Origin of the sequence: Cystobacter fuscus (assembly GCF_002305875.1) — a bacterium.
Lineage (GTDB): Bacteria > Myxococcota > Myxococcia > Myxococcales > Myxococcaceae > Cystobacter > Cystobacter fuscus_A.
Genome location: NZ_CP022098.1, coordinates 10,413,681 through 10,439,420, shown reverse-complemented (window position 1 = coordinate 10,439,420; position 25,740 = coordinate 10,413,681). Strand labels below are relative to the sequence as shown.

Below are 25,740 nucleotides of genomic sequence, written 5' to 3'. Positions count from 1 at the left end.
GCGGGTCAGCGAGCGCGGATGACCAGCGCCTGGTAGGGCCTCAGTCGCAACTCCCGCGTGCCCTCCAGGGACGGGTAGTTGTTGCTGAGCACCTCACCCCCGACGAACTCCTCGGGAATCCGATACGCCTCGGGCTGGCCGCTGAAGTACCCGACCACGAGCAGGCGGGTGTGTCCGTCGTCCCGGACGTAACTGAAGACGGTGGGATGTACGGGATCCAGCAGGGTGAAGGTGCCGTCGCGGACGACGGGCAGTGCCTTGCGCAACGCGATGACGTCCCGGTAGTGGTGCCAGACGGAGTGCGGGTCCGCCTCGGCCGCTTCGGCGTTGATGTCCGGGTAGTTGGGGTTCAGGGCGATCCACGGCATGCCTTCGGTGAACCCCGCGTTCTTCTCTCCGGACCAGTGCATGGGCGTGCGGGCGTTGTCCCGTCCTCGGGCGTACACGCCCGCGAGGATGCGCGTGGTGTCCCAGCCGTGCTCGTCGCGCAGCACCTTGTAGGCGTTGAGGGTCTCGATGTCCTTGTAGTGCTCGATGCTCTCGAAGGACACGTTGGTCATGCCGAGTTCCTGGCCCTGGTAGATGTAGGGCGTGCCCTGCATGAACAGCAGCACGGTGCAGAGCATCTTGGCGCTCTCCACGCGGTACTCCCGATCATTGCCGAAGCGGGACACGGCGCGGGGCTGATCATGGTTGTCCCAGTACAGGCTGTTCCAGCCGCGGCCGTGCAGCTCCGTCTGCCAGCGCGCCAGCACGCGCTTGATGCCCGGCAGGGTCAGTGGAGGGTTGCTCCACTTGCCGTGCTCGACGGTGTCGTCGCCGAGGAACACGTGCTCGAAGTGGAAGATCATGTTCAGCTCGCCCCGCTCGGCGCCGCAGTACAGGGCGCCCTCGATGGGCGCCACCCCGGGCGTCTCGCCGACGGTCATCACGTCGTAGTGGGAGAGCACCTCGCGGTACATCTCCTGGATGAACTCGTGGATGCGCGGGCCGTTGAGGAAGTACGGCCCGCCGTCGGTGAGTGTCGTTCCGGGAACGGGCCGGCCCTCGGGGTAGTCGGGGTGCTTGCTGAGCATGTTGATGGTGTCCATGCGCCACCCGTCCACGCCCTTGTCGAGCCAGAAGCGCATCAGGTCGTGGACTTCGCGCCGCACCGCGGGGTTCTCCCAGTTCAGGTCGGGTTGCTTGCGGCTGAAGAGGTGCAGGTAGAACTCCCCGCTCTTCTCGTCCTTCTCCCAGACGGGACCGCTGAAGAAGGACTGCCAGCGGGTGGGCGGCTGGCCCTCCCGGCCCTTCTTCCAGATGTAGTAGTCGCGCTTGCCGGAGCGCGGGTCCGCTCGGGATTCGATGAACCAGGGGTGCTCGTCGCTGGTGTGGTTCACGACGAGGTCGAGCATGATCTTCAGGCCGCGCGCGTGGGCTTCCCGGAGCAGCTCCTCGAAGTCGGCCATGGTGCCGAACTCGGGCATGATGGCGCGGTAGTCGGAGATGTCGTAGCCGTTGTCGTCGTTGGGGGAAGCGAAGATCGGCGACAGCCAGAGGACGTCCACGCCGAGGCGCTTGAGGTAGTCGAGTCGCCGGATGATGCCGCGCAGGTCGCCGATGCCGTCCCCGTTGCTGTCCTGGAAGCTGCGCGGATAGATCTGGTAGACGACGGCGTCCTTCCACCAGGGAATGGCAGGGGGGGCGTTGGGGGGCGTCATGTTCGTCTCCTCGCTGGAATCGCGGTGGATGTGAGTTGCTCCGGGGAGTGAATGCCCCCGGGAGGGTTTATGCCCAGAAGGCGAGCGCGGCGCCCGTGACGGTGGCGAGCACGTTGACGGTGTCATTGCCCAACCAGCCGAGGCCTCGCAGGCTCCGGGTGGGACGGCCACAGCGGTGGACCCGGCGCTCCGTTTCCCGAGCACAGGACTCGCACCAGCGCACGTCCTGCACGGTGGCGCCCATGAGGCTGTCGCTCAACGAGCCCACGACTCCCGCGAGGACGAGCCACGGCACGAGCCTCCACGACAAGCCGGTGGGCAGGGCGATGAGGGCGACGAAGGCGGCTCCCGCGGTGGAGGCGAGCAACCCCATCGCCGACACGGCACCGGACGTGCCGGGCGGCACGGGCCGCAGGGTGGTGATCTGTCTGGGGGGCGAGCGGGAGAGGACCCCCAGCTCGGTGGCCCACGTGTCCGCGTTGGCGGCGGCCAGGGCGCCGAGCATCGCGAGGAGGTAGCGCGAGTCCCCGGTGGTGGCCAGGAGCACGGCGGCCACGGCCGCCACGCCCCCGTTGGCCAGGGCCTGCCCCAGGTCACGCGTCCCCGTCTTGGCGTACTCGGCCTCCACGTCCGCCTTGCGCGCGCGGAACATCTTGGACAGGGCACTCGAGGAGAAGAAGAAGCCGAGCAGGGCCACGGTCCCCGCCGGGCCTCCCAGGCCGAAGACGGGCGTGCCGATGAGGATCGCGCCGAGGACACCACTCGGACTGAGTGAGCCTCGGGCCCAGGCCGCCACGCCGATGAGCAGGGCGATGCCCGCGCCCATGCCCAGTCCCCAGGCGTCAGCGGCGGGAGTCCACGCGAGCACGCCGCCGGTGGCCAGTGGCACCCAGAGGTTGTCCAGTCCCCGGGTGCCGAGCGCCTCGACGCAGGTGGCCACCACCGCCGCCAGCAGGGCCAGTGTCACCCGGGGCATGTCGGGGGGGAGTCCGGGCAGCCACGTGAGCGCGGCCAGCACGCACAGGAAGGTGCTCGCGCACAGGGCCAGCGAGCCCTCCAGGCTCTTGGACTCCCCACCCAGCGTTTCATAGCGGTGGCGCCCGAAACGCCGGCCCACCAGCGAGGCCAGCGCGTCCCCGATGGTCATGGCCAGGATGCCGCCCACCGCCACCGCGGGCCGATCCCATGCCCCCCATACCAGCGCGGAGAAGGACAGGGCGAACCAGACCGTGCCCAGGTTGTCCTGTGGGGCCTCCACTGCCTGGAGCAGACGCTTGCGGTGGATGACGTAGTTGCCCACCGCCGCCGTCAGCGAGGGCAGGACGGCCCACTCCCGGTGTTCGAAGAGGGCGAGGATGCCGAAGATCCACAGGCCCACGCCCACATGGATGAACTTGCGCGCCAGCTCGCGGGGGACACCCCGGCGCGCGGCCACCTCGCCCACCAGCACGCACGCGCCCACGTAGCCATAGGACAGCAGGAGCGCTTGGAGATCCTGGCTCATCATGGGCGCGAGTGTAGTCGCAGGAAAGGTGTCAGAGGACTTGGAGTGCTGCTGGAGTGGGAGGGCCTCTTCGCCCAGGTGCAGGCGGACGCCGAGGGAGCCGAGCATCTGGTGGTGGTCATTCGTTACCTGCTCTGGGTAGGGGGCGAGCCCGTGCATGAAGCCGCCGGGCAGGTGTTACATTCGGTGCTGGGCAGGAGAAGGACGGAGGAGCTGATGCGCAGCTACGGCGAGCAACTCATCGAACGGGGACTCCAGCAGGGCCGGCAAGAGGGCCTGCTCCAAGGGCGTGCAGAGGCCATCCTGCGGATTCTCACCGTGCGCGGCGTGCAGGTCGACGAGGCGGCCCGACAGCGGATTTTGTCGTGCTCGGATGTGGCGACCCTTGACCGTTGGCTCGAACTCTCCCTGAAGGCCACCACCCTCTCCGAGGTGCTGGACGACCTCACCCAGTAGACGGCGGGGACTCAGCCGCGCGGGGCGCGCACCCGGGTGTAGACGTACGAGACGGCCAGCAGCATCACCCCGAGCATCAGGAAGGTGAGGATGCGCTGGTCGGGCGGCAGCCCCGACAGGTCCACGAACATCAGCCGGCCGAGGGTGAAGGCCAGCACACCGAGGCCCACGAAGCGGTACCAACGCTCGTGTACGGCGAAGCCCAGCAGGAACAGGCCCGAGGCGGCCACGCCCCAGCCGAGCGTGGTGAGCTCCCCCGGCATCACCTCGCCCAGCAACCACACCCCGGCGAGTCCCACGCCCACGGCGCACAGGGCCTGGAGCGCGGTGCGGCCCCGCCCCGTCACCGGAGCGGGCAGGCGGTTGTCCAGGGGCACCACCGTAGCGCGCTCGACGAGCGTGAAGCTCACGAGCAGCGCGGCATCCAGGAGCGCGCGGCCCGAGGGGGGCAGCCACGTGGCGCCCAGGGCCACGTAGAGCAGGGCCACCGCCACCGCCTGCAAGGCCCCGCGCCCAGCGCGCGTCCGGCGAGCCCCGTCGCGAGCCCCACCGCCGTCCACGTGTGCACGAGCGTGGCGTCCTCGAATTCCGTGGGGACGCCCAGGGCGAGGGTGAGCACCCCCGTGGCGAGGTAGGCCTGGAAGAGCGCGGAGGAGGCGCCTCGCCACCGGGCCGCCGCGCCGCCCACGCCCTGGGCGAGCGCCACCGCCACGAAGAAGGCGAAGAGGTGGGGCCGGTCCCAGCGCTCCACCTCCACGGCGCCCAGGGTGAGCAGCCCCACCCAGTTGAGCAGCGCGAAGGCGAGCCCGGCCCTGCGCGACAACTCCCGCGGGTAGAGCAGCAGCGCCACGGAGAAGAGCACGTAGTAGAGCACCAGGAAGGCGAGGCTCAACGCCAGCCGCTCGTGCGCGGGCTGTCCCGGGGCGATGGCCTCCGTGCGCATGGCCCACACGACGTGCGTGGAGTAGACGGCCACCAGGCTCGACAGCGGGACGATCACCCAGCGGTTCTTCACCAGGAAGAAGAGCGCGCCGGCCGCCAGCAGGCTGGTGGACATCAGGGTGAAGAGGGTGATGTCGCTGAGCATCCCCGTGTGCAGCCCGAGGAAGAGCGCGATGCCCGCCACCGTCTCCGAGTGCATGCGCTGGGCGATCACCACGATGGCCACGGTGTTGAGCGCCAGCAGCACGAGCGCCAGCACCTCGCTGTCGATGACGCGCACCGCGGGCACGAAGTGCAACGCGTACGTGACGAAGTAGGCGAGCGCGAGCCCTCCGCCGAAGACGATGCGCCCGAAGAGCTCGTGGCGCCGCGACAGCCACAGCCCCAGCGCGGACAGTCCCGCGCTCAGCAGGTAGCCCGCTCCCACGCGCGCGAGCACGCCCAGGTCCCCGAAGTGGTAGATGATGAGGAAGGAGAAGCCGAGGATCAGCGCCACGATGCCCGCCCGGCTCAGCCAGTACGTGCCCAGGTGCGCTTCCAGATCTCGCGTCTCCGGCGCGGGACCGGGTTCGGGCGGGGGTGTTTCAGGCACGAGGGGCCGCGGGGGCGCGTCCGTCGCTTCCAGGTGGGCGATGCGGCTCTCCAGCCGGGACACCGTCTCTTCCAGCCGCCGCACCACCTCCGCCAGGTTCCGCGACTCGTCCTCCACCATGTCAGGTGAATAACAGAGGCCGGCAGGCCCGGGCCAGCCGCAGCGCATCGCGGGCGAGCCCGTGGCTGGCCGCGTTCCCGTCCAGCCAGGCGGCGCGCGCCACCTGATTGCTCAGCTCGAAACACAGCGTCGCCGTGCGCCGGGACAACTGGCTGTCCTTGCGCAGCGCCCGCACGTTCAGCTCGCACAGCTCCGCGCATTGGCGCAGCAGGCGCATGGGCTCACTGTCGGCGCGCATGCCGCTCGCCACCAACTGATTCATCGCCGCCTCGCAGGATGCCTGACAGCTCTGGCTCGCCACGATGCATTGATTGATGTCCACCGTCGCGCCACCGAGTCGCACTCCAGACATGCCCGCCACCTCCACAACCGCTCCCAAGCTACGCACGTTCCCCAGGGCCGCAACCGGTCCGACGTTCAGCGAACGACATGTCCGCTTTCCTTCACATCGCCGTCGCGCGCCCTCGTCCCGTCCCTTGGGAGCACACATCCATATACCCGCGGGGGGTCATGCCTGGACGGGGTACTGCGATAGCACCGCGAGGATTCCCTCGCCATAGAGACCCACGCGTTTGTCGCCCAGATAGGGCAGGGCGCGCAGCTCGTCGAGGTTGGCGGGGGGACGGGACACGAGGGCATCGAAGAGTGCGTTGGGCAACACCACGGAGGGGGTCACCTTGCGTGCCGCCGCCTGCTCCGAGCGCCAGGCCTTGAGCGCGTCCTCGCGCTTGCGCCGGTTGGCGTCGCGCGGGCCCCGCTCCTCCACCTCCGGCTTGAGCTCGCCCTGGCGGGACTTCTCGAGCAGCTCGCGCACCAGGGCGATCACCTCCTCGCCGTGCGCGCGCACGAAGGCCCCGCGCACGCCGGCGGCCCGGGCCAGCTCCTTGGTGTTGCCGGGCGGTTTGAGCGCGATGTCGGTGATGGCCATGTTGGAGAGCGTGCGCCCCATGGGGACGTTCTCCGCCTCGGCCCACTCCAGGCGCTTCTTGTGCAGGGCCTGGGCGATGGCGTTGGCGAGCAGCAGCTGCGCCGGGGTCAGTCCGCCCTTGGGCAGCTTGGGCTTGAACTCCGTGCCCACGTCGGGCCGGGCCGCGGCCTCGTCGCACATGCGCTGGCAGTCGAGCAGCACCTCCTCGAGCACGTCCGCCTTGCGGCACTCCTCGCGCACCTGGCGGCCGAGCTCCACGAGGTAGCGCACGTCGTTGGCGATGTAGTCGCGCATCCCCGGGGGCAGGGGCCGCAGGGCGAAGTCCGACTGCTGGTGCTCCTTGGGCAGCTCCACGCCCAGCCGCTCGCGCGCGAGATCCGCCAGGCCCACCTTGGGCCAGCCCAGGAGCGTGGCGGCGCGGTGCGTGTCGAACAGCCCGCGCACGCGCACGCCCGCCTCGGCCAGGAAGGGCAGGTCTCCCGAGGCCGCGTGGAAGAACTTGGTGCGATCCGGATCCTCCATCACCCGCGAGAGCAGCGAGGGGTGCACGCCGGGCTGGAGCGTGTCGAACAGGAAGACGTCCGTGTCCGTGGCGAGCTGGAGGAAACACAGGCGGGCGCGGAAGGAGTGCATCGCGTCCGTCTCCACGTCCACGGACAGCTCGCGCGCCTGCTCCAGCGTACGGGCGGCCGCTTGCGCCGCCGCGGCGTCCTCGATGTCCTGTGCTCCCGTGGGAAAGGTCGGCATGGCGGAAAGCAGGCTAGCGGACCGGCCCTCCACGTGGAGGGTGTTTTTTCCGCCATCGCAGCTAGGATGACACCCAATGACTCCCGATGTGCTCCGCTTGGAAAAGAACCTGCTCGGCCACATGGGCCGTGCCATTTCGGACTACTCCCTCGTCTCCGAGGGAGACCGCATCATGGTGGGGGTGTCGGGAGGCAAGGATTCCTACACCCTGCTCTACCTGCTGCGCGAATTGCAGCGCCGCGCCCCAGTGAAATTCGAATTGCTGGCGGTGAACCTGGATCAGGGCCACCCGGGTTTTCCGGCGCACGTCCTGGAGGGCTGGTTCCAGAGCGAGGGCTTCGCCTACAAGATGCTCAAGGAGGACACCTACTCGGTCGTCCTCGAGAAGACGCCGCCGGGCAAGACGCAGTGCACGGTGTGCTCGCGCCTGCGCCGCGGCATCCTCTACACGGCGGCGGTGGAGCTGGGCTGCAACAAGATCGCGCTCGGCCACCACCGCGACGACCTCGTCCACACGCTCCTGCTCAACCTCTTCTTCGCCGGCTCGCTCAAGGCGATGCCGCCGGTGCTCAAGAGCGATGACGGCCGCAACACCGTCATCCGCCCGCTGTGCTACGCGCCGGAGAAGGACATCGCCGCGTTCGCCGCGCTCAAGCAGTTCCCCATCATCCCGTGCGACCTGTGCGGCTCGCAGGAGAACCTGCAGCGCAAGCGCATGCAGAAGCTGGTGGAGGAGCTGGGCCGCGACATCCCCAACGTGCGCCAGAGCGTGCTGTCCGCCATGAGCAACGTGCGTCCGAGCCACTTGATGGACCGGGAGCTCTTCGACTTCTCGGCGCTCGCGTCCGAGGGCGCATCGCCTGTGGACGCGCAGGCACAACACGACGGTGGCACGAACGAAGGGAGGGTGGGCGGATGCCTCGAGAACAGGCAGTGAAGGCGCGCAAGGAGCGCAACGCGGCACTGGTGGAAGTGATGTTGCTGGCGGCCATGGCCGACGGAAAGGTGACGCAGCTGGAGCTGCAGACGCTGCTCCGCCGCGTCATCGAGCGCCCCGAGTTCGAGGGCACCAAGCCCGAGGAGCTCAACGCCCTGGTGGAGGCGAGCGCCAAGCGGCTGTCCAAGGCGCATGACCTGGAGGAGATCCTCACCTCGCTGCGCGAGCGCCTGGTGGGCCACAAGTCGCGGATGCTCGGCTTCGGCCTGGCGGCGGCCATCGCGTTCGCGGACCACCGGGCCACGCGCGCGGAGCTGGGCCTGCTCAAGCTCTTCCAGGCCGCGCTCGGCATCTCCGAGGACGAGGTGGCGCAGATCATCGACGTCATCGAGGGGGGCGGCAGCCTCTCGGAGGCGCTGGGCGAGCCGCTCGAGCGCCTGTACGCCGAGGTGATGGTGCTGGTGAGCGCCGCGGACGGCAAGCTCAAGGAGGCGGAGGCGCGCGAGCTGGTGGAGAGCTTCGCGTCGGATCCGCTCTTCCACAACGTGAGCCCCGAGCGGGCGCAGGACTTCGTGAGCGAGGCGGTGTCGGCGCTCGTGGCCGAGGGGCTGCCGCAGCGGCTGCACGTGCTCGCGCACGGGCTGACGACGCACGCCCAGCGGCTCAAGGCCTACCGGCTGGCGACGAAGATCGCGCACGCGGGCGGGCAGGAGCCCACGGCGGCCGAGCAGCGCATCCTCCACATCCTCCAGGCGACCTTCGGGCTGGCGGACGACGAGGTGGCACGGCTGGATCGGCAGGCCTGAGCGAGGAGACCCGCCCGACATGCCCGTTCCGCCTCCCGCGCAGAGCCGCGTCGCCTTCCGGTTCGGTCTGCCTCCCTCGCTGGGCAACGCGCCCGCGCTCGAGCGGGCCGAGCCCCTCGGCGCGTTCCTCGCGCGCGCGCTGGGCCGCAAGGTGGAGGTGGGCGTGGCGGCCAGCTACGAGGCGCTCGCCAAGGATCTGCTCGCGGGCCGGGCGGATGCCATCTGGGCGCCGCCCTTCGTGTGCGCGCGCGTGGAGGCCCTGGGCGTGCGGGTGCTGGCGCGGGGCGTGCGGCGCGGCCGTTCCTCCTACCGCTCGGCGCTGGTGGCGCGCGCGGACGCGGGGCTCACGATGGAGGGGCTGCGGGGCAAGCGCGTGGCGTGGGTGGACCGGGAGTCGGTGGGCGGCTATCTGCTGCCAGCGGCGTACCTGAAGGCCCGGGGTCTGGAGCCCGCCAAGGTGTTCTCCTCGCAGCTCTTCACCGGCTCGTACCGGGCCGCGTTGGAGGCGGTGCTCGAGGGGCAGGCGGACGTGGCGAGTGTGTTCTGCCCGCCGGAGTCCACCGGGCTCACGCACGCGGATGGCGTGGAGGTGGTGTTGCCGGGCCACGGCGGGGCGTTCTCGCGGCTCGCCTACACGGAGGAAGCGCCCAATGACGGGGTGCCCGTGGGCATGGGCGTGGCGCCCGAGCTCGTGGGGCTGCTGGAGCGCGCATTCCTGGGGCTGCACGAGCGCGAGGAGGGCCGACGCCTGCTGGAGAGCCTCTTCGCCGCGGATCGCTTCGAGCCGGCGCCCCGCATGGGCTACCGCGCGCTCTACCGCGTGGCCCTCGCGAGTCTCTAGCTTCAGGCCCTCGGCACGTGCGCGCGCGGGGCGTGCGCGTGCTGCTCGCCGGAGATGATGAGCGGGCACTCGAGCCAGGGGTGGGGCAGGGCCGTCATGGGGTAGCCGAACGCCCGGGTGAGCACCTCCGTCGTCATCACCTCGTGCGGCGTCCCGAAGGCGAGCACGCGCCGCTCGGCGAGCACGAGCACCTTGTCCGCGTACTGCGAGACGAGGTTCAGATCATGGAGGATGAGCAGCGCCGCCACGCCTTCCCGCGTCAGCTCCTTCACCAGTTGCAGGGTGCGGTGCTGGTGGGCGACGTCCAGGGCGCTCGTGGGCTCGTCCAGGAGGATGAGCCGCTGTCCGGGCGAACCGTGGAGCTGGGCGAGCGCGCGTGCCAGGTGGACGCGCTGCTGCTCTCCTCCGGACAGCGTCAGGTAGTCGCGCCCCTCGTAGCCGCCCAGTCCGACCCGCGCCAGACAGTCGCGCGCGATGCGCACGTCCTCGCGCGACTCCGGCCGGTGGCGCAGGTGGGGAATCCTTCCCAGCATCACCACCTCCAGCACCTCGGAGGCGAAGGGGAGGGTCGTGCTCTGCGGTACCACGGCCCGCTGCCGGGCCAGCTCCTCGCGCGGCTGGCTCACCAGGGGCGCGCCGAAGACGCGCACCTCGCCCTGCTGGCCGACCATCTCCCCCGTCAGGTGGTTGAGCAGCGTGCTCTTGCCCGCGCCATTGCGCCCGATGATGGCCAGGAACTCGCCCGGTTCCAGGGCCAGGTCGATTCCGGTGAGCAGCGGGGTGGTGCCGATCTGGCAGTGCAGGTGACGGACTTCGAGGGCCGCGGTCATGAGACGGGGAGCCTCCGCTGTCTCAGGATCAGGTAGAGGAAGAAGGGGGCGCCGGTGAGCGCGGTCACGATGCCGATGGGCAGCTCGGAGGGGATGACGACGGTGCGCGCGACCAGGTCCGAGAGCACCAGGAGCGTCGCGCCGAGCAGCGCCGACAGGGGCAGGAGTACCCGGTGGTTGGGTCCCAGGCAGATGCGGATGAGGTGCGGCACCACGAGCCCCGCGAAGCCGATCATCCCGGAGAAGGCCACCGCCGCGCCCACGCCCAGGGCCACGAGCGTCACGAGCTGCCACTTGAGCCGCTCCACGGAGATGCCCAGGTGGCTCGCGTTCGACTCGCCCAGCATCAGGGCGTTGAGCGGGTTGCTCAGCAGCGTCACGCCCACGGCGCACACCAGCACGAGCGGCGCCAGCGTGGACACCGACTCCCAGGTCGCTCCCGAGAGCGAGCCGAGCTGCCAGAAGGTGAGGGTGCGCAGTTGATCGTCCGTGGACAGGTAGGTGAAGAGGCCCGTGCCCGCCAGGCACAGGGCGTTGATGGCCACGCCGCACAGCAGCATCGTCGCCACCTGGGTCCTGCCGTTGCCCCGCGCGAGCGAGGAGATGAGGAGGATGGCCCCGAGGCTGCCCCCGAACGCCGCCACCGGCTGGGTGTGGAGGCCGAGGAGGTTCACCTTGAGCACGGTGACCGCAGCCACCGCGAGCGAGGCGCCTCCCGAGACCCCGAGCAGACCGGGATCGGCCAGGGGGTTGCGGAACAGGCCCTGGAGGGCCGCACCCGCGATGGCGAGCGCCGCGCCCACCAGCGCTCCCATGAGGACGCGGGGCAGGCGGACGGCGTGGATCACCGCGGCCTGTTGATCCGTGAAGGTGGCCAGGGGGGGAAGGCCCACCTTCGCGAAGAGGATGGAGACGACCTGGGCGGGGCTCATGGACATGGCTCCCGCGCCCATGGAGACGATCATGCACCCGACCAGCAGGGGCACGAGCACGAGCATTCCCTGGACGCGCCGGCTCCGGGCGGAGGGCACGTGGGTGATGGACGGCTCCGGTTGATCAAGGCCGAGCGTTCGCATGGAGGGCCGTGAAGAGGGAGTCGGCGAAGAGCGGGAAGCGGGGACCGACCCAGCGCACGGTGTCGTCCACGCCGATGATCTTCGAGTTCTTGCCCGCGGGCGTCAGGGCCACGCCGGGCAGCTTCAGGGCTCCGGCCACGCCGCCCACGGCCTCCAGGCTCCGGTGGAGCATGATGATGGCGTCCGGGGCGGCCAGCACCATGCCCTCGGCCGTCAGCGCCTTGGTGCCCGTGGTGAAGTCCGCGGCGTTCTGGCCGCCCACCAGCTCGATGAGCACGTGCACGCCCGTGTCCCGTCCGTAGACGAAGGCCTCGCCCGGTCCGTGCGCGTAGATGAAGAGGATGCGCGGCTTCGTCTTGGTCGCGGCGATGCGCTTGTTGAGCTCCGCCAGCCGCTGATCGATCTCCCGCGTCATCTTCTGGCCGGCCTCGGGGATGTCGAGCAGCCGCGCCACGGCGTCGATGCGCCGCTTGAGTCCGGCGATTCCCTCCTTCGAGGAGTTCTCCAGCACCAGCACGGGGATGCGCGCGCCCCGGAGCTGGACGGCGGTGGCGGCCTCCAGGTTCTCCTGGCTGGCCACGACGACGTCCGGCTTGAGGCTGATGATGCCCTCGACGCTCGGGTGGTAGGGGTGGCCGACCTTGGCGATCTTCGCCTGCTCCGGGGGGAAGTTCCCCCCGATGTCGGTGCCCACCACGGTGTCGCCCTTGCCGAGTCCGAAGAGGATCTCCACCAGCGAGGAGTTGACGGCCACCACGCGCTTGGGTGGGGCGATCTCCACCGTCTGCCCGTCGGCCCCCTTCACCGGCGCGGCGGAGGCCAGGGGACTGACGAGCAGCGTCCCCGTGAACAGCATCGAAATGGCGAGAGCTCTCATGGTGGCTGCGCTCCGGGAAAGGGCCGGTCCCGGGCACCCCCCTGGCCGGGTGCACACCCGTCCGTGGGAGGGGCGAATTTGAGTTTGATTCTCAAATTCAAGCCTGGGGCGCAGACCTTCCCTTCTCCTGGGGGGCGCTGTCAAGCGAAGCATCGGATGGGGGCCGGGAGGGGGAGGCCCGGCGATTACTTGCCCTTCGAGCCGTCATCTCCCGGGCGAGGCACCTTCGCGGCGGGCCTGCCGGGGGTGGAGCCACCGGTCTGCGGTTTGCGCGCGGGCGCGGGGCTCGCGGCGGAGGGCTTGGGGCGCGGAGCCGGGGCCTGGGCCGGGCCCACCCGGGTCTCCGACGAGGAGCTGATCTCCCGCGACAGCCGGGGGTCGAACTGGATGACGGTGGGCTCGCTGGCGAAGCGCTCCTCCTCCAGCTCCGTGGCGTACAGCTCCTTCATGAATGCGGTGAGGTGGGCCTGGGTGCCCGCGAGCCGCTCGGAGACGAGGAAGTCCTCGAGCGCGAGCTGGAAGTCCCCCGCGCTCTGGAAGCGCTCCTCGCGCCGGCGCGCCAGCGCCTTCATCACCACCGCGTCCAGGGACTTGGGAACGCCGGGCACCACCTCGGATGGGGGCAGCACGCGCGCGCCCACCACGGCCTTGAGGGTGGCCATGTCCGTGTCCCGTTTGAACAGCCGCTGGTGGGTGAGCAGCTCGTAGAAGACGGTGCCCAGGCCGTACACGTCCGAGCGCGCGTCGAGCTCCTCGCCCCGTGCCTGCTCCGGAGACATGTACGCGTGCTTGCCCTTGATGGTGCCGACGACCGTCTGGGACAGCTTGCCAACGGCCTTGGCCACTCCGAAGTCGATGAGCTTCACGTTGCCGTTGAAGCCCACGAGCACGTTCTGGGGGGACACGTCCCGGTGGATGAGGCCCAGCTTGCGGCCCGAGGGGGTGCGCGCCTGGTGCGCGTGGCCCAGGCCCGCGGCCGCGTCCGCGATGATGCGGCACTTGAGCCCCAGCGGCAGTCCGCCCTTGCGCTGCCGGGCGTGCACGTTCACCTGGCTGACGGCCTCGCCGTGGACGTACTCCATGGCGATGTAGAGCACCCCGTCCACGTCTCCCAGGTCGTAGATCTGCGCGATGTTCGGGTGGTTGAGCACCCCGGCGATGCGCGCCTCGTCCAGGAACATGTGGATGAATTCGGGGTCCTCGGACAGGTGCGGCAGGAGCCGCTTGACCACCAGCAGTTTCTGGAAGCCCACGGGCCCCGTTTGACGGGCCAGGAAGACCTGACCCATTCCGCCAGTCGCCAGTTTGCGCAGCAGTTCGTAACGGCCGAAGGTTTCCACGAGAGGCGTCCACCATAACCGCCTCCGGGCCACCAGCGGAAGGGTTCCCGCCCGGGTCCGGGCGGGAATCCACCGGGAGTGGGGGCCGCCGCTCAGGGGGCCGCGCAGACGCTGCGGTAGCGCACCTCGATGGTCTGGCCCGTCACCGGCACCGCCCCGCTCTTGAAGACGAGGGTGTTGTGCTGGGTGTCATAGGTCCACTTGTCCACACCGACCGTCGTGCCGCCCACGCGCACGGACATCTCCGCCAGGCCGTTGGGCGTGGCCGTCAGGGGGAAGTCCGCCTGGGGGCCCCCGGCGCGCTGGAGCAGGTTGTCCAGGAAGGGGCCGTAGTCGCTCTGGCAGATGGAGTCCACCGCGCCGCCCGTGCGCTGGGCGACGGTGGAGAAGCGCGCGCCCGGCCCGCCCGCGGTGGTGCAGCGCGCGTCGGTGGGCACCAGGGCGTACAGCTGGCTGCGGTGCGCCATGCCCGTGCCCTTGAGGGCCTGGAGGAACTGCACGTAGCTCTCCGGCTCGAAGCCCGAGTGGTCGTCCTCGTCGGACACCACCACCACCGCCAGCCGGGCCGTGGCGCGCAGGAAGCCCAGGTTGCCGTCGTTGGGCAGCGGGGTGCGTGGATCATCCGCGCTGGTGGCCAGGGGCGAGGACAGGCCCTGGCGCATCGTCTCCAGGCCCTGCACCAGGTTGTGGCACAGCCCCAGCGCGTCGATGTTGGCCTGCACCCCCTGGGCCGCCGTGGCCGAACTGCTCGAGAGCGTGCGCGGGCGGGTGCCGTCCGCCGGCACGAGCCGGCCCGCGTCGCCGCCCGCCGTGGCGTTGGCGCACGTCGGCGAGCGCGTGCTCAGGCCGGTGCTGGTGACGCCGATGCGCACGTCCACGCCCGCCTGCCGCGCCCGCTCCAGCCACCCGGGCATGGCCGCCTTCAGCCGCGCCTGGAAGTCCTGCATGGTGGTGGTGTTGCTCACCACGAAGAGCACGTCGAGCTGGCTGTCGGTGCCCTGGATGAAGCGGTCGAGCTGCAGGCCCTCGTGGTTCGTCTCCGCCAGCAGCGGAATCATCAGCGGCGTGGGCTCGGCCTGCTCCTTCACGAAGAAGGGGCTGTAGTGCTGGCCGAGCACGTTGCGCGCATAGGAGAACTCCAGCTCGAAGCCCTCGCCGGGCGCGAGCGTGCGCGGCAGGGTGAGGGGCGAGAGGAGCTGGTACTGGTCGCTCGTGCCCGCGCCGATGCGCGTCTCCGTCACGGCCACGGGCGTGGCGCACTGGTTGGAGACGAGCGTGCGCCGGGGCGTCGTCGCGCAGTCATAGCGGATGGGCCCGAAGTCCACGAAGGCCGGCGCCGCCACCAGGCAGCTCGCGCGCGACGTGCCGCGCAGGGGCAGCGTCACCGTGGGGTTGGCCGGGTCGTTCACCGTGAGCTTGAGCTCGCCCACGTAGTCGCCCGCCGCGGGCGGACGGAAGGACACCATGGCGCTGAAGGCCGTGTCGAAGGGCACCACGCCACCGACGATCTTCCCGCCCGGCATGGTGAAGGCGCCGCCCGCGTCGTTGGAGATGTGGATGTCCTTCACCGCGCACTCGGCCCGGCCCGCGTTGTCGAAGCGGAAGCCCAGCACCGCGCCCCGGCCCGGCTCCAGGTTGCCGAAGTCCATCTCCGGCTGGGGCTTGAGCGTGAAGACGCACGCGCCCGTCTCCCGCGCGCTGCCCGTCAAGAGGATGGTGCGCTCGGGGTTGAACAGGTCATCCGATACGAGCACCAGCGTGGCCTGCCAGGCGCCCGATGCCTTGGGCTCGTAGTACACCGTGAGATCCAACGCGTCCGTGCCCGGCGCGATGGGCAGGTCGTCCGTCTCCAGCGCGGGCCAGGCGCTGCCCGGCTTCCAGGGCTGGGGCGCCTTGCCTCGCTGGATGACGTCCACCGAGAAGTGCTCCACGTTCCCGGTGGCCTTCACCCCGCGGAAGTACAGGTTGCCCGTGGTGCCCGCGTTGGTGATGCGGATCGTCTTGCCCAGCTTGCCGCCCGCGGGCAGCTCGCCGAAGTCCAGCGCCAGCGGGGCCACCGCCAGCGTGGGCCGGCCGCCGCGCGCGTCCAGCGCCACCTCGGTCGTGCGCGGCTTGTCCGACTGGTAGCCCACCTTCAGCTTGCCCGTGTTGGGTCCGGAGAAGCGCGCCGCGAACTGCATGGGCAGTTGCACCACCTCGCCCGGCTTCACCTCCGTGGCCGTCATGGCGTTGAGCGGCGTGAAGGCCGGGTCGCTCGTGCTGAGCGCCTGGATGGTGACGGGCCGCCACGTGATGTTGCGCGCCCGCGTGAAGGAGCGCGTGGTCTCGTGCACGGGAATCGAGTCGAAGGGCACCGGCGAGGGATCGAACTCGAAGGCGCTCGCCACCGAGCGGCCCGTGAGCCCCGCGACGGAGGGCGTGCACGTGGCGCACGGCCGCACCTCCACCTGCGCGCGCATCTGCCCCAGGTCGCGCGGGAAGTACTTCGTCTCGAGTTGGTAGGTGGCCAGCGGCGGCACGGTGATGTTCTCCGCGCTGAAGGCCGTGGCGGCCTCGCCCTTCACCTCCACGCTCAGCGGCAGGTCCACCGGGTTGGTGATGGTCAGCCGCAGCACGCGCTCGCTGTCCACCTCGAGCGTCTCGAAGTCGAGCACCTCGGGCTCCATGCGCACCGTCAGCGGCGCGCCCTGGCCCAGCACGCGCACCGTGTGCTCCTTGCCCGAGTTGGCGTCCGTCCGCACCTGCAACGAGGCCTCGCTGCCCCCTTCCGTGAGCGGGTGGAAGCGCACCTTCACCAGCTTCTCCTCCCCCGGCATCAGCCGCGCGTCCCCGTCGAAGGACACCTCATAGGAGGGGTTGTCCCCGAGCTTCAGCGCCTCCAGCGCATGGAAGGGCACGTAGCCCACGTTGCGCAGGCGCACGACCTTCTCGCGCCACTCGCCAACCGGCACCTCGCCAAAATCGAGCGCGTTCGTGTCCACCGCCGCCGTGGCCTGGACCGCCCGGGTCTCCCCCGTCTCGTGGCACGCCGCCAGGAGCCCCGCCAACAGCGACAACTTGATGAGCCGCCTACCGCCTCGCTCTTTCATCATCACCCGTCCCCGCCTCGCACCCAATTCCTGCGCTGCTTCCATCAAATTCCGTACCAGTCCAAGCGGCCGATCACGGATGAGGAATTCCAGGGGGTTGTGGGCGAATGGGGAGGTGTAGGTGTTGGACCGACGGAAAGGGTTTGCCCTGGGGGGTGAACGAGTTTTCACCCTTGGCTGGCGGGGAGGTGGGAAACCGGCGCCTCAGGGAGGGAGGAAGTCCACCAGGGCACGGGCCACGGCCTCGGGGTTGTCCATGTGGACGTGGTGGCCACCGGGAATCTCCTGGGGAGGCCGGGCGAGGCGCAGGGCCTCGAGGCGCGCGCGGGTGCGCTCCTCGTCGAAGCGCAGGCCCTGGGCGCCGAGCAGCAGCTGCACGGGGCAGGTGACGGCGGCGCTCAGGGCGAGCCACTGGGCCTCATCGAAGGCCTGGGCGAAGCGGCGGCGGTGGGTGGGGTCGAACGTGAAGGAGACGCCGCCCTCCACGGGCTCGGTGCCATGGCGCGCCAGGTGGATGGCCGCGGGGCCGGACAGGTCCGGGTTGTTCTCGCGCAGCCGCGCGGCAGCCGCCGCCACGTGGGGGTAGACCTTGCGATTCGGCGGGCGCTCCAGGTCCTCCAGGAAGCCGCGCAGGCGCGACACGGCCCTGTCGGGCGAGCCCGCCTGGGGGCCGAGGCTCTCGATGAGGGTGAGACTGCTCACGCGCGAGGGGCGCGCGGCGGCGTACGCCGTGGCGATGATGCCCCCGAGCGAGTGGCCGACGACGTGTGCCGCCTCCAGCCCGGCGGCGCGCAGCACGGCCTCCACGTCCACGAGGTGGTCGCCGAACTGATAGCTGGCGGGGCGTGGCAGCCACGCGCTGCGGCCCATTCCGCGCAGGTCGAACAGCACCAGCCGCCAGGTGTCCGGCAGGAGCCCGGTGAGCAGGTCGAAGCTGTGCGAGTGGTCCAGCCAGCCGTGCATGAAGAGGACGGCGGGCGAGCCCGAGGCGTTGCGCTGGCGCGCGTGAAGGGCGAGCCCGTGGGCATCGACGCTCAACGGCTCGAAGGCGGAAGGCAAGGCAGCGGACTCCTGGTGGGCGCGCGAGGGGCGGCAGCCTATCAGGTGGACTCCCGATGTCCGGTGACTTGTGTCCTCCGCTCGGTCGTCGAGCCACGCAGGGGCGGCGCGCTTCGCGTCGCTGTGCAAGGCGTGCGGCGTGCCGGCTTTCACCGAGGCGATGCGGGACAAGCACGCCGCGCCGCTTCGGCTTCCACGAGATGCACCTCGACAACGTCGAGGAGACGGTGAATCGGATGGACCGCCCGTGGGCGCTCGAGCTGCTCCCGGCCTGAGTCCGGATGGACCCGGCCCGGGTGGGGCGGGCTCACGCCGTGGGCTGGCTGGGCTGCTCCGTCGGGACCGAGAGCACCAGCGCGAGCTGCCGTGCCTGTCCCTCGGTGCTGCAGCGGTACTCCTGCACCTTGCCGGTGTGGGTATGCAGGCGCAGCACCCAGATGTCCGCTTCCTTCGACACGACCGAACGAGCATTCGACGACATGGTCTTCCCCCGTGTTTACGACCTTCGCTCGTCCTGCTCTAGAGCAGTTTCCATGCCATGTCCGGCTTTCGCCGTTACCCAATGAATCCAGGGAGTTGGCCTTTGCCCATGACTTCAGGGGTGACACTTTTTGACACAGGTGGGTCAAAACGTACAAATCACTTCGTGGAATGATCGTGAAACACGAATTCATTGTTTTATTGGATTGAACAGTTCAAGATGGAATGAAACTTCAAACCCCGACGAAGCGAGGTCTCTCCATGAAGCCCACCCATCTGCTGACCGCGTTGTCCGTGCTGTGCCCCGCCCTGGCGTGGAGCAGCCCGACGCACAACGTCATGTCGAACCGGGGCCTCTACGTGAGCGAGCCGGGCGCGGCCTCCCAGAACATCACCTCCGCTGACATGACCTTCGTCTGGACGGAGGGCACCACCAACGCGTTCGGTCTGGCCAAGGCCTGGGTCGCCACCGGGGATGCCTATGAGTTCCAGCTCGCCTCGGTGACGGCTCCCACGACGGCCACGAGCATCCAGGGGTTGTGGAACATCAGCAAGAACGGGACACTGCTGTGCGCGAGCTGCGCGGGACAGGTCTACGGCTTCTCCGGTTCCTTCAAGTTCTACACCGTCGACAGTGGCTATCACTTCAGTGGCTTCATCACGAGCCGTTACGACTACTGAGCACGGCCGACTGGCGCGTCAGGCCCTCGCGGTAGCTTGCGCTTCCACCCCGACGAAGAGAGGTCTCTCCATGAAAGCCACCCATCTGCTCTCCGCGCTGTGCGTGCTGTTGCCGGCCCTGGCGTGGAGCGCTCCGACACACAGCATCTGGTCGACGCAGGGCTACTACCTGAATGTGCCGGGTGTCTCCACGACCGTGTCCTCCGCCAACATGTCCTTCAATTGGACGGAGGGCACCGGCCTCGCGTTCGTCAACGCCCAGGCCAAGGTGCCCTCGGGCGATCTGTATGCGTTCCAGCTCGTCTCCGTGACGGCCCCCACGACGGCCGATGAGATCGTGGGGCTGTGGAACGTCAGCAAGAACGGGGCGCCGTTGTGCACGGGCTGCGCGGGAAGCGCCTACGGGCTCAGCCTGCCCCTCAACAGCTACTTCAAGATCTACGTCGGAAACTATAGCTACCACCTCAGCGGTTTCATCACGAACCGCTACGATTACTGAGCGCGGTGGCTCCCGGCCTTTCGCGAGGCTGTCCGTCCCCGCGCGATGAGGCCCATGTCCCTCCTGTCCCGACTCCGACCTGACTCCTTCACCCTGGCGCTGGCCGGGACCGTGGTGCTGGCGACCCTGCTCCCCCTGCGGGGTCCCGCCGTTCCCCTGTTCGACGCGGTGACGAACGCGGCCATCGCGCTGCTGTTCTTCCTGCATGGCGCCCGCCTGTCACGCGAGGCCGTGCTCGAGGGGGCGACGAACTGGAGGCTGCACCTGGTGGTGCTGGCCTCCACCTTCGTGCTCTTTCCCCTGCTCGGGCTGGGGCTGCGCTGGGGGCTGCGCGACTGGCTCGCGCCCGAGCTCGGGTTGGGGGTGTTGTTCCTGTGCCTCTTGCCCTCGACGGTGCAGTCCTCCATCGCGTTCACCGCCCTGGCGCGTGGCAACGTGGCGGCGGCGGTGTGCAGCGCTTCCGCCTCGAACCTGCTGGGCGTCGTCCTCACGCCCGTGCTGGTGGGCCTGCTCTTGAATCAGCGTGGAGGCGGTATCTCCGGGCAGGCGGTGGGGGCCATCTTCGCCCAGCTCTTCGTGCCCTTCGTGACGGGACACCTGCTGCGCCCCTGGATCGGCGCCTGGGTCGGGCGCCACCGCGCGGTGCTGGCGCTCGTCGACCGGGGCTCCATCCTGCTCGTGGTCTACACCGCGTTCAGCGAGGCGGTGGTCAACGGGCTCTGGTCCCAGTTGGACGCGAGGGACCTCGGGGTGCTGGGGCTGGTGAGCGCGGCGCTGCTCGCGGCGGTGCTGGGGCTCACCACGTGGTTCAGCCGGTGGCTGGGCTTCTCGCGGGAGGATGAGATCGCCATCGTCTTCTGTGGCTCGAAGAAGAGCCTGGCCAGTGGCGTGCCCATGGCGGGCGTGCTCTTTCCCCCGGCCACGGTGGGCGCCCTGGTGCTGCCGCTGATGCTCTTCCACCAGCTCCAGCTCATGGTGTGCGCGGTGCTCGCGCGCCACTATGCCCGGACGTGGCCTCGGGAGCCGTCCGAGGCCACCCCCTCCTGACGCCTCGGTCGAGGGTCAGTTCATCCGTTGCGCGGGGGCGCACAGCCGCGCGCTGAGCGTGGCCACGGGAGTCTCCCAGTGGTGCTCGAAGGGGAAGCCGAGGAACTGCGGGGACGCGTGGCCACGGCGGTACGCGGCCTGGATTCGCCGCAGGTACTCGGACCGCCCCACACCGGACTGCGGAGCCCTGAGGTGTTCGAGCGAGCTGAACAGCAGGATGAACGCCGCGGTCCGGATGCCCAGGTTGCCCAGGGCGTACGCCTGCAGCTCCATCTCGCCCATCACGTCCGTGGCGTAGCCCGTCAGCACGTGCAACAGGTCATGCGTCTCGCGGTAGCGCTTGCCAATGAAGTCGATGTCGTTCTTGAGCTCGAGCGTCGTCTCGAAGGGCGAGATCTTGTTGTCGCGGAAGTAGCGCGCGAACTCATGGCCGAGCGTGCCCTCGGGCAGGCGCTCGAGCGCGGCCAGGTCCAGTTCCTTGCCCTGCAGGGAAGGGCGCTCGGACAGCAGGCGGCGTCCCTCCTCGCCGCTCTGGAGTTGCTGGACGAGTGAGGCGTAGACGCCGAGGTCCAGGCAGATGTTGAGCAGCTGGCCGCAGGTGGGATTCGCTGGATCGTTCTTGAGCACCTCCAGGCACTGGCGCGCCACGCTCAGGCGGGTGAACAGGGAGGCGTTGTCGGGCAGGGACGGGGTGTGGGGGGCGGTCATGGGAGTCGTTCCTATTGCGGCAACAAACTGCTCATCTGATTGAAGATGAACCGCGCCGCGCGCTGGGGGTTCAGTCTGTAGATGGCGTCCATGAGCCTGGAGTCGGAGCCCACCAGGACGCGGTAGCGGTTGTTCTCGATGCCGTCGAGGATGAGCTGCGCGGCCTTGGCTGGGGCCAGCATCTTGAAGGACGTCTCCCCGCCCTTCACCTGCATGCTATTCATCACCACCCCCGAGTTCGCCGCGATGTTCGTGCCAATGGCTCCTGGGAAGACCACCGTGACGCGCACGTTCGTCCCCAGCAGCTCCGAGTTCAAACCCTCCGTCAGCAGTTTGACGGCCGCCTTGGCCGCTCCGTAGATGGTCTGTCCCGGCACGGGCAGGAAGCCCCCCATGCTGGAGATGTTCGTGATGTGCGCCTCCGGGCGTGCGAGCAGGTGGGGCAGGAACGCCTTGGTCATGTAGAGCGTTCCGAACAGGTTGACGTTCATCACCCGGTCGATCGCCGCGTAGTCGAGGTCCTTCAGCTTGACGAAGGGTTGAATGACGCCCGCGTTGTTGATGATGCCGTCGACAGCCCCGAAGCGGGAGATGACCTGCTCCGGGAGCGACTCCACCAGGGCCCGGTCCGTGATGTTCACGGTGTAGGTGGCCAGGTTGGCTCGGTTCATCCCCGCCAGCGCGGCGGTCTCCTCGAGGGCAGAGGCGTTGATGTCCACGGCGGCGACGCTCGCGCCCTTCGACAGAAGAGCGAGGACGAGCTCCCTGCCCATGCCGTTTCCGCCGCCGGTCACGACGATGATCTTGTTCTGGACCTTCATGGTTGTGTTCTCACGGGTGCGGATACGAACCGATCGATGTGGGGAGGAATCGCGGCATCATGGGTGGGAAGACGTCCCGCCACGGGTGAGTTCCAGGCCCGCGAGTTCGTTTCCCTCGCGCCAGTTGCGCAGGAGCTCGATGAACTCGATCGTGCCGCCTGAGAAAGGGGCATTGCGCATCGTGCTCGGGGGAGGCGGGGCGCCCTCGTTGTTGAAGTAGCCGGGCGTGCATTCGACACCGCTGAAGGCCGCGGCCTTCATGAGGGTGCCGAGGATCACCTCCCACCACTGCTGCTGCGCCTGCTCCGTTGCCTCGATGGTCTCGATGCCTTGCTTCAGGCACCGCGCGATGATGTAGGCGGCGTGTTGAGACTGCTCGTTGAGGATGGAAACGAAATTGATCGCCCATCCGCTCTGGGTGAGGCTGAACATCAGGAGGTTCGGATAGCCGCGGCTGTGCATGCCGTGCAGCGTCGCCGCGCCCTCGGCCCAGTTCTCATTCAGGGACTTGCCGCCGCGCCCGCGAATGTCGAAGCCCAGCCGGCGGGTATACTCGCTCGAGACCTCGAAGCCCGAGGCGTAGATGAGGCAGTCGACCTCGTACTCCTTGCCCTTGACCACCACGCCGGTGGGGGTGATTCGCTCCACGCCCTTGCCCTCGGTGTCGACGAGCTGGACGTTGGGCCGGTTGAACGTGTCCAGGTATTCGTCGTGGAAGCAGGGCCGCTTGCACATCTGGTTGTAGTAGGGCTTGAGCGCCTCGGCCGTCACCGGATCCTTGACGATGGCGTCCACCCGCGCGCGGATCTCCTCCATCTTGCGGAAGTCCGTCAACTGGCGGAGCTCGGCGGCCTCCTCGGGGGTCTTGGCACGACGGCTCTCGGTATCCTGGAAGATGTACGTCCACCCGTCGCGCACCATGTCGACGTCCTGCTCACGGCCGGAGACGAGCGCGGTGAAGTTGAGGATGCGCTCCTGCTGCCAGCCGGGCTTGAGTGTCTTCACCCATTCCGGGTCCGTCGGCTGGTTGCCTCGCACGCCGACGCCCGAGGGCGTGCGCTGGAAGACATACAACTGTTTGGCCGACGCACCGAGGTGGGGGATGGCCTGGACCGAGGTCGCGCCCGTGCCGATGATGCCCACGCGCTTGTCCGCCAGCCGGGTCATGCTGCTCGTGGGGCTGCCGCCGGTATAGGCATAGTCCCAGCGGCTGGTGTGGAAGCAATGGCCCTTGAAGGACTCGATGCCCGGGATGCCGGGCAGCTTCGCCTTGTGGAGGATGCCACCGGCGGTGATGACGAACCGCGCCGCGAGCTTGTCGCCCCGATCCGTCGTGATGTTCCAGCGCCGGGCGTTCTCGTCCCAGTCCATCGTCTGGACCAGGGTCTGGAACAGCGCCGCCTTGTAGAGATCGAAGTGCCGGCCAATGCGCTGACAGTGGGCGAAGATCTCCGGCGCCTTGGCGTACTTCTCCGTCGGGATGTAGCCGGTCTCCTCGAGCAGCGGCAGGTAGATATAGGACTCCACATCGCAGGCGGCGCCCGGATAGCGGTTCCAGTACCAGGTACCGCCGAAGTCACCCGCCTTCTCGACGATGCGGATGGACTCGACCCCCGCCTGGCGCAGCCGCGCCCCCGCGAGCAAACCACCAAAACCACCCCCGACAATCAAGACGTCGATCTTCTCGGTCAGTGCCGGACGCGTGAAGCCGGGCTCGACGTAGGGGTCCTTGTCGAAGTCCGCATAGACGCCGCTGAAGTCGCGGTACTGGGCGTTGCCGTCAGGACGCAGCCGCTTCTCGCGCTCGAGCCGGTACTTCTCCTTCAGCGCTTCCGGAGAGAAAGAGGGTTCACCCTTCTTCGACGCAGTCATTCGCGCACTTCCTTTCGGCCAGACGGCCGCGGCACATGTACACGGCTGTGTACATCACGGACATAACCCAAGTGCTGTCGTAAGTAAACACCCGTGTACATCGAAGGCGGGGCCTGGGTTCCACCGCCGCCCCGGTCCGGCGCGCCATGCACGACTTGAAGAGCGTGCTGTTCGACACGCTCTCGGCCGGCGCCGACAAGAAGATCGTCCTCGATGTGGCGGCCCTGATCGACGAGGCCGCGCAGAAGCTCGAGAGACTCCGCTCGTGAATCGTCAGGCTGCTCAGGGAATCAGGCATGAAGCTCAGGAGTCTGGCAACGCGTCTCGGGCCAGCCCTCCTGAGAGCCGTGTCACTTCTTCTGGTCACTGTTCGCGGGCGGCATGCGTCTCCGCCGGGTGGGGCGCACCTCCTCGTCCTCCGGTCCTTCCTCGGGGGGCGAGGGCGTGCGTTGCTCCAGCGCGCCGAGCGCACGCTCCAGGAGATCCATCGCGCGGCCCAGTTCCTTCAGCTCCGCCTGGGAGGCGCTCGCGAACTGGGCGGCCAGGTCACCGGTCAGCGCCTGCCGGACCTGCTGGCTCACCGACAATCCGGCCTCCGTCAGCACCATGCGCAGCCGCCGCCGATCGTCGGGCTCGGCCTCGCGTCGCACGTAGCCCTGCCGCTCCAGGCGGTCGAGCAGCCCGGTGATGACGGCCGGCGTGACCAGCAGCCGCCGCGCCAGGAGCCTGGGCGAGGAGATTCCCTGATGGATGGCGTAGAGCATGGTGAGCTGGCGCAGACTCAACTCTCCGGCCAACTGGTTCGCCTGCACGCTCGTGGCGGCCCAGCGGTGGAGGCGGGACATCAGCACCAGTGCGCGCTCGGCGTGCTCGATGGAGGGGGCGCTCCGAGTCATCGCTTCCTACGCCTTCGCGGGGGCGCACAGTCGCGCGCGCAGCGTGGCCACGGGAGTCTCCCAGTGCTCCTCGAACCAGAAGTCGAGGAACTGCGGGGACGCACGGCCACGACGGTACGCCGCCCACACCCGCCGCAGGTACTCGGACCGCTCGATGCCGGACTGCGGAGCCTTGAGTTGTCCGAGCGTGCTGTTCAGCAGGACGAACATCGTGGTCCGGAGCCCCAGGTTGCCCAGGATGTACGCCTGTAGCTCCATTTCGCCCATCACGTCCGTTGCGTAGCCCGTCAGCACGTGCTGCAGGTCATGCGTCTCGCGGTAGCGCTTGGAGAGGAAGTCGACGTCGTTCTTGAGCTCGAGCGTCGTCTCGAAGGGCGAGATCTTGTTGTCGCGGTAGTAGCGCGCGAACTCATGGCCGAGCGTGCCCTCGGGCAGGCGCTCGAGCGCGGCCAGATCCAGCTCCCTGGCAGACAGGGAAGGGCGCTTGGACAGCAGGCGGCGTCCCTCCTCGCTGCGCTGGAGTTGCTGAACGAGCGCGGCGTAGACGTTGCCGTTCAGGCTCAGGTTGAACGTCTGGCCGTAGGTGGGGTTCGTTGGGTCCTGCTTGAGCCCCTTCAGGCACTGGCCCGCCACACGCAGGCGGGTGAACAGGGAGGCATTGTCGGGCAGGCGAAGGGTCTGGGCATGGCTCATGGCGGGCTCTCGGGATTGGGCCTGGTGGTTGACGGGGCCTGGCGTGGACAAACTCGCTTCATCCGTTTATGACGTAAACGGTAAGCGAGGTAAACGAATCCGTCAACGTGTATCCTTGTTGACACGCGAGAAGGAGGCCGAGAGACATGCCGTCACCTGGTGGGGATGCGACACGGGCACCTGCTGCCCCCCGTCG

At 69.1% G+C, this 25,740-nt stretch carries 26 protein-coding genes; 8 read left to right on the top strand and 18 right to left on the bottom strand.

Going from position 1 to position 25,740, the window contains the following annotated elements; translation table 11 throughout:
• Positions 1-5: 5 nt before the first annotated feature.
• Both CYFUS_RS42290 and CYFUS_RS42285 read right to left on the bottom strand, forming a co-directional pair.
• Positions 6-1,703 (bottom strand): glycoside hydrolase family 13 protein, encoded by a 1,698-nt coding sequence (locus CYFUS_RS42290; RefSeq protein WP_095990370.1) that lies wholly within the window; start codon positions 1,701-1,703, stop codon positions 6-8.
• Positions 1,704-1,770: 67 nt separating this feature from the next.
• Positions 1,771-3,210, bottom strand: a complete 1,440-nt coding sequence (locus CYFUS_RS42285) for a DUF92 domain-containing protein (protein ID WP_095990369.1) — start codon at positions 3,208-3,210, stop codon at positions 1,771-1,773.
• A 42-nt stretch (positions 3,211-3,252) separates the two neighbouring features.
• On the opposite strand from CYFUS_RS42285, the gene CYFUS_RS42280 reads away from it, so the two are divergent.
• Positions 3,253-3,663 (top strand): hypothetical protein, encoded by a 411-nt coding sequence (locus CYFUS_RS42280; RefSeq protein ID WP_232537124.1) that lies wholly within the window; start codon positions 3,253-3,255, stop codon positions 3,661-3,663.
• A gap of 11 nt (positions 3,664-3,674) precedes the next feature.
• Here the strand turns inward: CYFUS_RS42280 and CYFUS_RS53450 are convergent, their stop codons facing one another.
• The 4 genes from CYFUS_RS53450 to CYFUS_RS42265 all read right to left on the bottom strand — a co-directional run bounded on the left by CYFUS_RS53450 (position 3,675) and on the right by CYFUS_RS42265 (position 6,992).
• Positions 3,675-4,151 (bottom strand): DUF2339 domain-containing protein, encoded by a 477-nt coding sequence (locus CYFUS_RS53450; RefSeq protein WP_232537123.1) that lies wholly within the window; start codon positions 4,149-4,151, stop codon positions 3,675-3,677.
• Positions 4,070-5,317: a DUF2339 domain-containing protein gene (locus tag CYFUS_RS42275; RefSeq protein WP_232537122.1), complete on the bottom strand. Its 1,248-nt coding sequence runs from the start codon at positions 5,315-5,317 to the stop codon at positions 4,070-4,072. The genes CYFUS_RS53450 and CYFUS_RS42275 overlap by 82 nt, the downstream gene beginning before the upstream one ends.
• 1 nt (position 5,318) lies before the next feature.
• On the bottom strand, positions 5,319-5,669 hold the full coding sequence (locus tag CYFUS_RS42270) for a hypothetical protein (RefSeq protein WP_198316327.1): 351 nt from the start codon (positions 5,667-5,669) through the stop codon (positions 5,319-5,321).
• Positions 5,670-5,825: 156 nt separating this feature from the next.
• Positions 5,826-6,992: a ribonuclease D gene (locus CYFUS_RS42265; RefSeq protein WP_095990367.1), complete on the bottom strand. Its 1,167-nt coding sequence runs from the start codon at positions 6,990-6,992 to the stop codon at positions 5,826-5,828.
• 76 nt (positions 6,993-7,068) lie between these two features.
• On the opposite strand from CYFUS_RS42265, the gene ttcA reads away from it, so the two are divergent.
• The 3 genes from ttcA to CYFUS_RS42250 are packed head-to-tail and all read left to right on the top strand — an operon-like array spanning position 7,069 to position 9,576.
• Positions 7,069-7,929: a tRNA 2-thiocytidine(32) synthetase TtcA gene (gene ttcA, locus CYFUS_RS42260; protein WP_095990366.1), complete on the top strand. Its 861-nt coding sequence runs from the start codon at positions 7,069-7,071 to the stop codon at positions 7,927-7,929.
• Complete coding sequence (locus tag CYFUS_RS42255; protein ID WP_071896165.1) at positions 7,908-8,735, top strand: TerB family tellurite resistance protein; 828 nt, start codon at positions 7,908-7,910, stop codon at positions 8,733-8,735. The genes ttcA and CYFUS_RS42255 overlap by 22 nt, the downstream gene beginning before the upstream one ends.
• Positions 8,736-8,754: 19 nt before the next feature.
• A complete protein-coding gene (locus CYFUS_RS42250; RefSeq protein ID WP_095990365.1) occupies positions 8,755-9,576 on the top strand; it encodes a phosphate/phosphite/phosphonate ABC transporter substrate-binding protein in 822 nt (273 codons plus the stop codon).
• Between the two features lie 2 nt (positions 9,577-9,578).
• Here CYFUS_RS42250 and CYFUS_RS42245 read toward each other — a convergent pair whose 3' ends face one another.
• The 7 genes from CYFUS_RS42245 to CYFUS_RS52045 all read right to left on the bottom strand — a co-directional run bounded on the left by CYFUS_RS42245 (position 9,579) and on the right by CYFUS_RS52045 (position 18,328).
• Positions 9,579-10,406 (bottom strand): heme ABC transporter ATP-binding protein, encoded by an 828-nt coding sequence (locus CYFUS_RS42245; RefSeq protein WP_095990364.1) that lies wholly within the window; start codon positions 10,404-10,406, stop codon positions 9,579-9,581.
• Positions 10,403-11,482 carry a FecCD family ABC transporter permease gene (locus CYFUS_RS42240; RefSeq protein WP_232537121.1) on the bottom strand — a complete coding sequence of 360 codons (1,080 nt, stop codon included), beginning with the start codon at positions 11,480-11,482 and terminating at the stop codon, positions 10,403-10,405. Before CYFUS_RS42240 ends, CYFUS_RS42245 begins: the two co-directional genes overlap by 4 nt.
• Positions 11,463-12,359: a heme/hemin ABC transporter substrate-binding protein gene (locus CYFUS_RS42235; RefSeq protein ID WP_095990362.1), complete on the bottom strand. Its 897-nt coding sequence runs from the start codon at positions 12,357-12,359 to the stop codon at positions 11,463-11,465. Before CYFUS_RS42235 ends, CYFUS_RS42240 begins: the two co-directional genes overlap by 20 nt.
• 185 nt (positions 12,360-12,544) lie before the next feature.
• Positions 12,545-13,699 (bottom strand): serine/threonine protein kinase, encoded by a 1,155-nt coding sequence (locus CYFUS_RS42230; protein WP_095990361.1) that lies wholly within the window; start codon positions 13,697-13,699, stop codon positions 12,545-12,547.
• Between the two features lie 92 nt (positions 13,700-13,791).
• On the bottom strand, positions 13,792-16,791 hold the full coding sequence (locus CYFUS_RS42225) for a choice-of-anchor D domain-containing protein (RefSeq protein ID WP_232537120.1): 3,000 nt from the start codon (positions 16,789-16,791) through the stop codon (positions 13,792-13,794).
• A gap of 201 nt (positions 16,792-16,992) precedes the next feature.
• Positions 16,993-17,847 (bottom strand): alpha/beta fold hydrolase, encoded by an 855-nt coding sequence (locus tag CYFUS_RS42220; protein WP_095990359.1) that lies wholly within the window; start codon positions 17,845-17,847, stop codon positions 16,993-16,995.
• Between the two features lie 307 nt (positions 17,848-18,154).
• Positions 18,155-18,328: a hypothetical protein gene (locus CYFUS_RS52045; RefSeq protein ID WP_198316326.1), complete on the bottom strand. Its 174-nt coding sequence runs from the start codon at positions 18,326-18,328 to the stop codon at positions 18,155-18,157.
• 260 nt (positions 18,329-18,588) lie between these two features.
• Between CYFUS_RS52045 and CYFUS_RS42215 the strand changes: the two genes are divergently transcribed.
• The 3 genes from CYFUS_RS42215 to CYFUS_RS42205 all read left to right on the top strand — a co-directional run bounded on the left by CYFUS_RS42215 (position 18,589) and on the right by CYFUS_RS42205 (position 20,554).
• Entirely contained in the window at positions 18,589-19,008 is a 420-nt protein-coding gene (locus tag CYFUS_RS42215) for a hypothetical protein (RefSeq protein WP_232537119.1), read from the top strand.
• A 70-nt stretch (positions 19,009-19,078) separates the two neighbouring features.
• Positions 19,079-19,507 (top strand): hypothetical protein, encoded by a 429-nt coding sequence (locus CYFUS_RS42210; RefSeq protein ID WP_095990357.1) that lies wholly within the window; start codon positions 19,079-19,081, stop codon positions 19,505-19,507.
• Positions 19,508-19,561: 54 nt separating this feature from the next.
• The gene (locus CYFUS_RS42205; RefSeq protein WP_095990356.1) at positions 19,562-20,554 is read left to right on the top strand and encodes a bile acid:sodium symporter family protein; all 993 of its coding nucleotides are present in this window, start codon (positions 19,562-19,564) and stop codon (positions 20,552-20,554) included.
• A gap of 15 nt (positions 20,555-20,569) precedes the next feature.
• Here the strand turns inward: CYFUS_RS42205 and CYFUS_RS42200 are convergent, their stop codons facing one another.
• The 3 genes from CYFUS_RS42200 to CYFUS_RS42190 are packed head-to-tail and all read right to left on the bottom strand — an operon-like array spanning position 20,570 to position 23,955.
• Positions 20,570-21,262, bottom strand: coding sequence for a Coq4 family protein (locus CYFUS_RS42200; protein WP_095990355.1), 693 nt, complete (start codon positions 21,260-21,262; stop codon positions 20,570-20,572).
• Between the two features lie 11 nt (positions 21,263-21,273).
• Positions 21,274-22,083: an SDR family NAD(P)-dependent oxidoreductase gene (locus tag CYFUS_RS42195; protein ID WP_095990354.1), complete on the bottom strand. Its 810-nt coding sequence runs from the start codon at positions 22,081-22,083 to the stop codon at positions 21,274-21,276.
• 57 nt (positions 22,084-22,140) lie between these two features.
• Complete coding sequence (locus CYFUS_RS42190) at positions 22,141-23,955, bottom strand: flavin-containing monooxygenase (RefSeq protein WP_198316325.1); 1,815 nt, start codon at positions 23,953-23,955, stop codon at positions 22,141-22,143.
• Between the two features lie 146 nt (positions 23,956-24,101).
• Here CYFUS_RS42190 and CYFUS_RS54170 point away from each other — a divergent pair, with 146 nt between their 5' ends.
• Positions 24,102-24,224, top strand: coding sequence for a hypothetical protein (locus CYFUS_RS54170; RefSeq protein ID WP_269770176.1), 123 nt, complete (start codon positions 24,102-24,104; stop codon positions 24,222-24,224).
• Between the two features lie 81 nt (positions 24,225-24,305).
• Here the strand turns inward: CYFUS_RS54170 and CYFUS_RS42180 are convergent, their stop codons facing one another.
• Positions 24,306-24,851, bottom strand: coding sequence for a MarR family winged helix-turn-helix transcriptional regulator (locus CYFUS_RS42180; protein WP_232537118.1), 546 nt, complete (start codon positions 24,849-24,851; stop codon positions 24,306-24,308).
• A gap of 6 nt (positions 24,852-24,857) precedes the next feature.
• Positions 24,858-25,544: a Coq4 family protein gene (locus CYFUS_RS42175; protein ID WP_095990353.1), complete on the bottom strand. Its 687-nt coding sequence runs from the start codon at positions 25,542-25,544 to the stop codon at positions 24,858-24,860.
• Between the last annotated feature and the right edge of the window lie 196 nt (positions 25,545-25,740).

Coding starts and splice junctions, on each gene's coding strand:
- CYFUS_RS42285 (WP_095990369.1), bottom strand. CDS start 3,210: ATGATGAGCCAGGATCTCCAAGCGCTCCTGCTGTCCTATGGCTACGTG.
- CYFUS_RS42290 (WP_095990370.1), bottom strand. CDS start 1,703: ATGACGCCCCCCAACGCCCCCCCTGCCATTCCCTGGTGGAAGGACGCC.
- CYFUS_RS42265 (WP_095990367.1), bottom strand. CDS start 6,992: ATGCCGACCTTTCCCACGGGAGCACAGGACATCGAGGACGCCGCGGCG.
- CYFUS_RS42200 (WP_095990355.1), bottom strand. CDS start 21,262: ATGACCGCCCCCCACACCCCGTCCCTGCCCGACAACGCCTCCCTGTTC.
- CYFUS_RS42210 (WP_095990357.1), top strand. CDS start 19,079: ATGAAAGCCACCCATCTGCTCTCCGCGCTGTGCGTGCTGTTGCCGGCC.
- CYFUS_RS42190 (WP_198316325.1), bottom strand. CDS start 23,955: ATGACTGCGTCGAAGAAGGGTGAACCCTCTTTCTCTCCGGAAGCGCTG.
- CYFUS_RS42240 (WP_232537121.1), bottom strand. CDS start 11,482: ATGCGAACGCTCGGCCTTGATCAACCGGAGCCGTCCATCACCCACGTG.
- CYFUS_RS42250 (WP_095990365.1), top strand. CDS start 8,755: ATGCCCGTTCCGCCTCCCGCGCAGAGCCGCGTCGCCTTCCGGTTCGGT.
- CYFUS_RS42180 (WP_232537118.1), bottom strand. CDS start 24,851: ATGACTCGGAGCGCCCCCTCCATCGAGCACGCCGAGCGCGCACTGGTG.
- CYFUS_RS42195 (WP_095990354.1), bottom strand. CDS start 22,083: ATGAAGGTCCAGAACAAGATCATCGTCGTGACCGGCGGCGGAAACGGC.
- CYFUS_RS42225 (WP_232537120.1), bottom strand. CDS start 16,791: ATGATGAAAGAGCGAGGCGGTAGGCGGCTCATCAAGTTGTCGCTGTTG.
- CYFUS_RS42245 (WP_095990364.1), bottom strand. CDS start 10,406: ATGACCGCGGCCCTCGAAGTCCGTCACCTGCACTGCCAGATCGGCACC.
- CYFUS_RS42235 (WP_095990362.1), bottom strand. CDS start 12,359: ATGAGAGCTCTCGCCATTTCGATGCTGTTCACGGGGACGCTGCTCGTC.
- CYFUS_RS42255 (WP_071896165.1), top strand. CDS start 7,908: ATGCCTCGAGAACAGGCAGTGAAGGCGCGCAAGGAGCGCAACGCGGCA.
- CYFUS_RS42205 (WP_095990356.1), top strand. CDS start 19,562: ATGTCCCTCCTGTCCCGACTCCGACCTGACTCCTTCACCCTGGCGCTG.
- CYFUS_RS52045 (WP_198316326.1), bottom strand. CDS start 18,328: ATGTCGTCGAATGCTCGTTCGGTCGTGTCGAAGGAAGCGGACATCTGG.
- CYFUS_RS42215 (WP_232537119.1), top strand. CDS start 18,589: ATGAAGCCCACCCATCTGCTGACCGCGTTGTCCGTGCTGTGCCCCGCC.
- CYFUS_RS54170 (WP_269770176.1), top strand. CDS start 24,102: ATGCACGACTTGAAGAGCGTGCTGTTCGACACGCTCTCGGCCGGCGCC.
- CYFUS_RS42270 (WP_198316327.1), bottom strand. CDS start 5,669: ATGTCTGGAGTGCGACTCGGTGGCGCGACGGTGGACATCAATCAATGC.
- ttcA (WP_095990366.1), top strand. CDS start 7,069: ATGACTCCCGATGTGCTCCGCTTGGAAAAGAACCTGCTCGGCCACATG.
- CYFUS_RS42175 (WP_095990353.1), bottom strand. CDS start 25,544: ATGAGCCATGCCCAGACCCTTCGCCTGCCCGACAATGCCTCCCTGTTC.
- CYFUS_RS42275 (WP_232537122.1), bottom strand. CDS start 5,317: ATGGTGGAGGACGAGTCGCGGAACCTGGCGGAGGTGGTGCGGCGGCTG.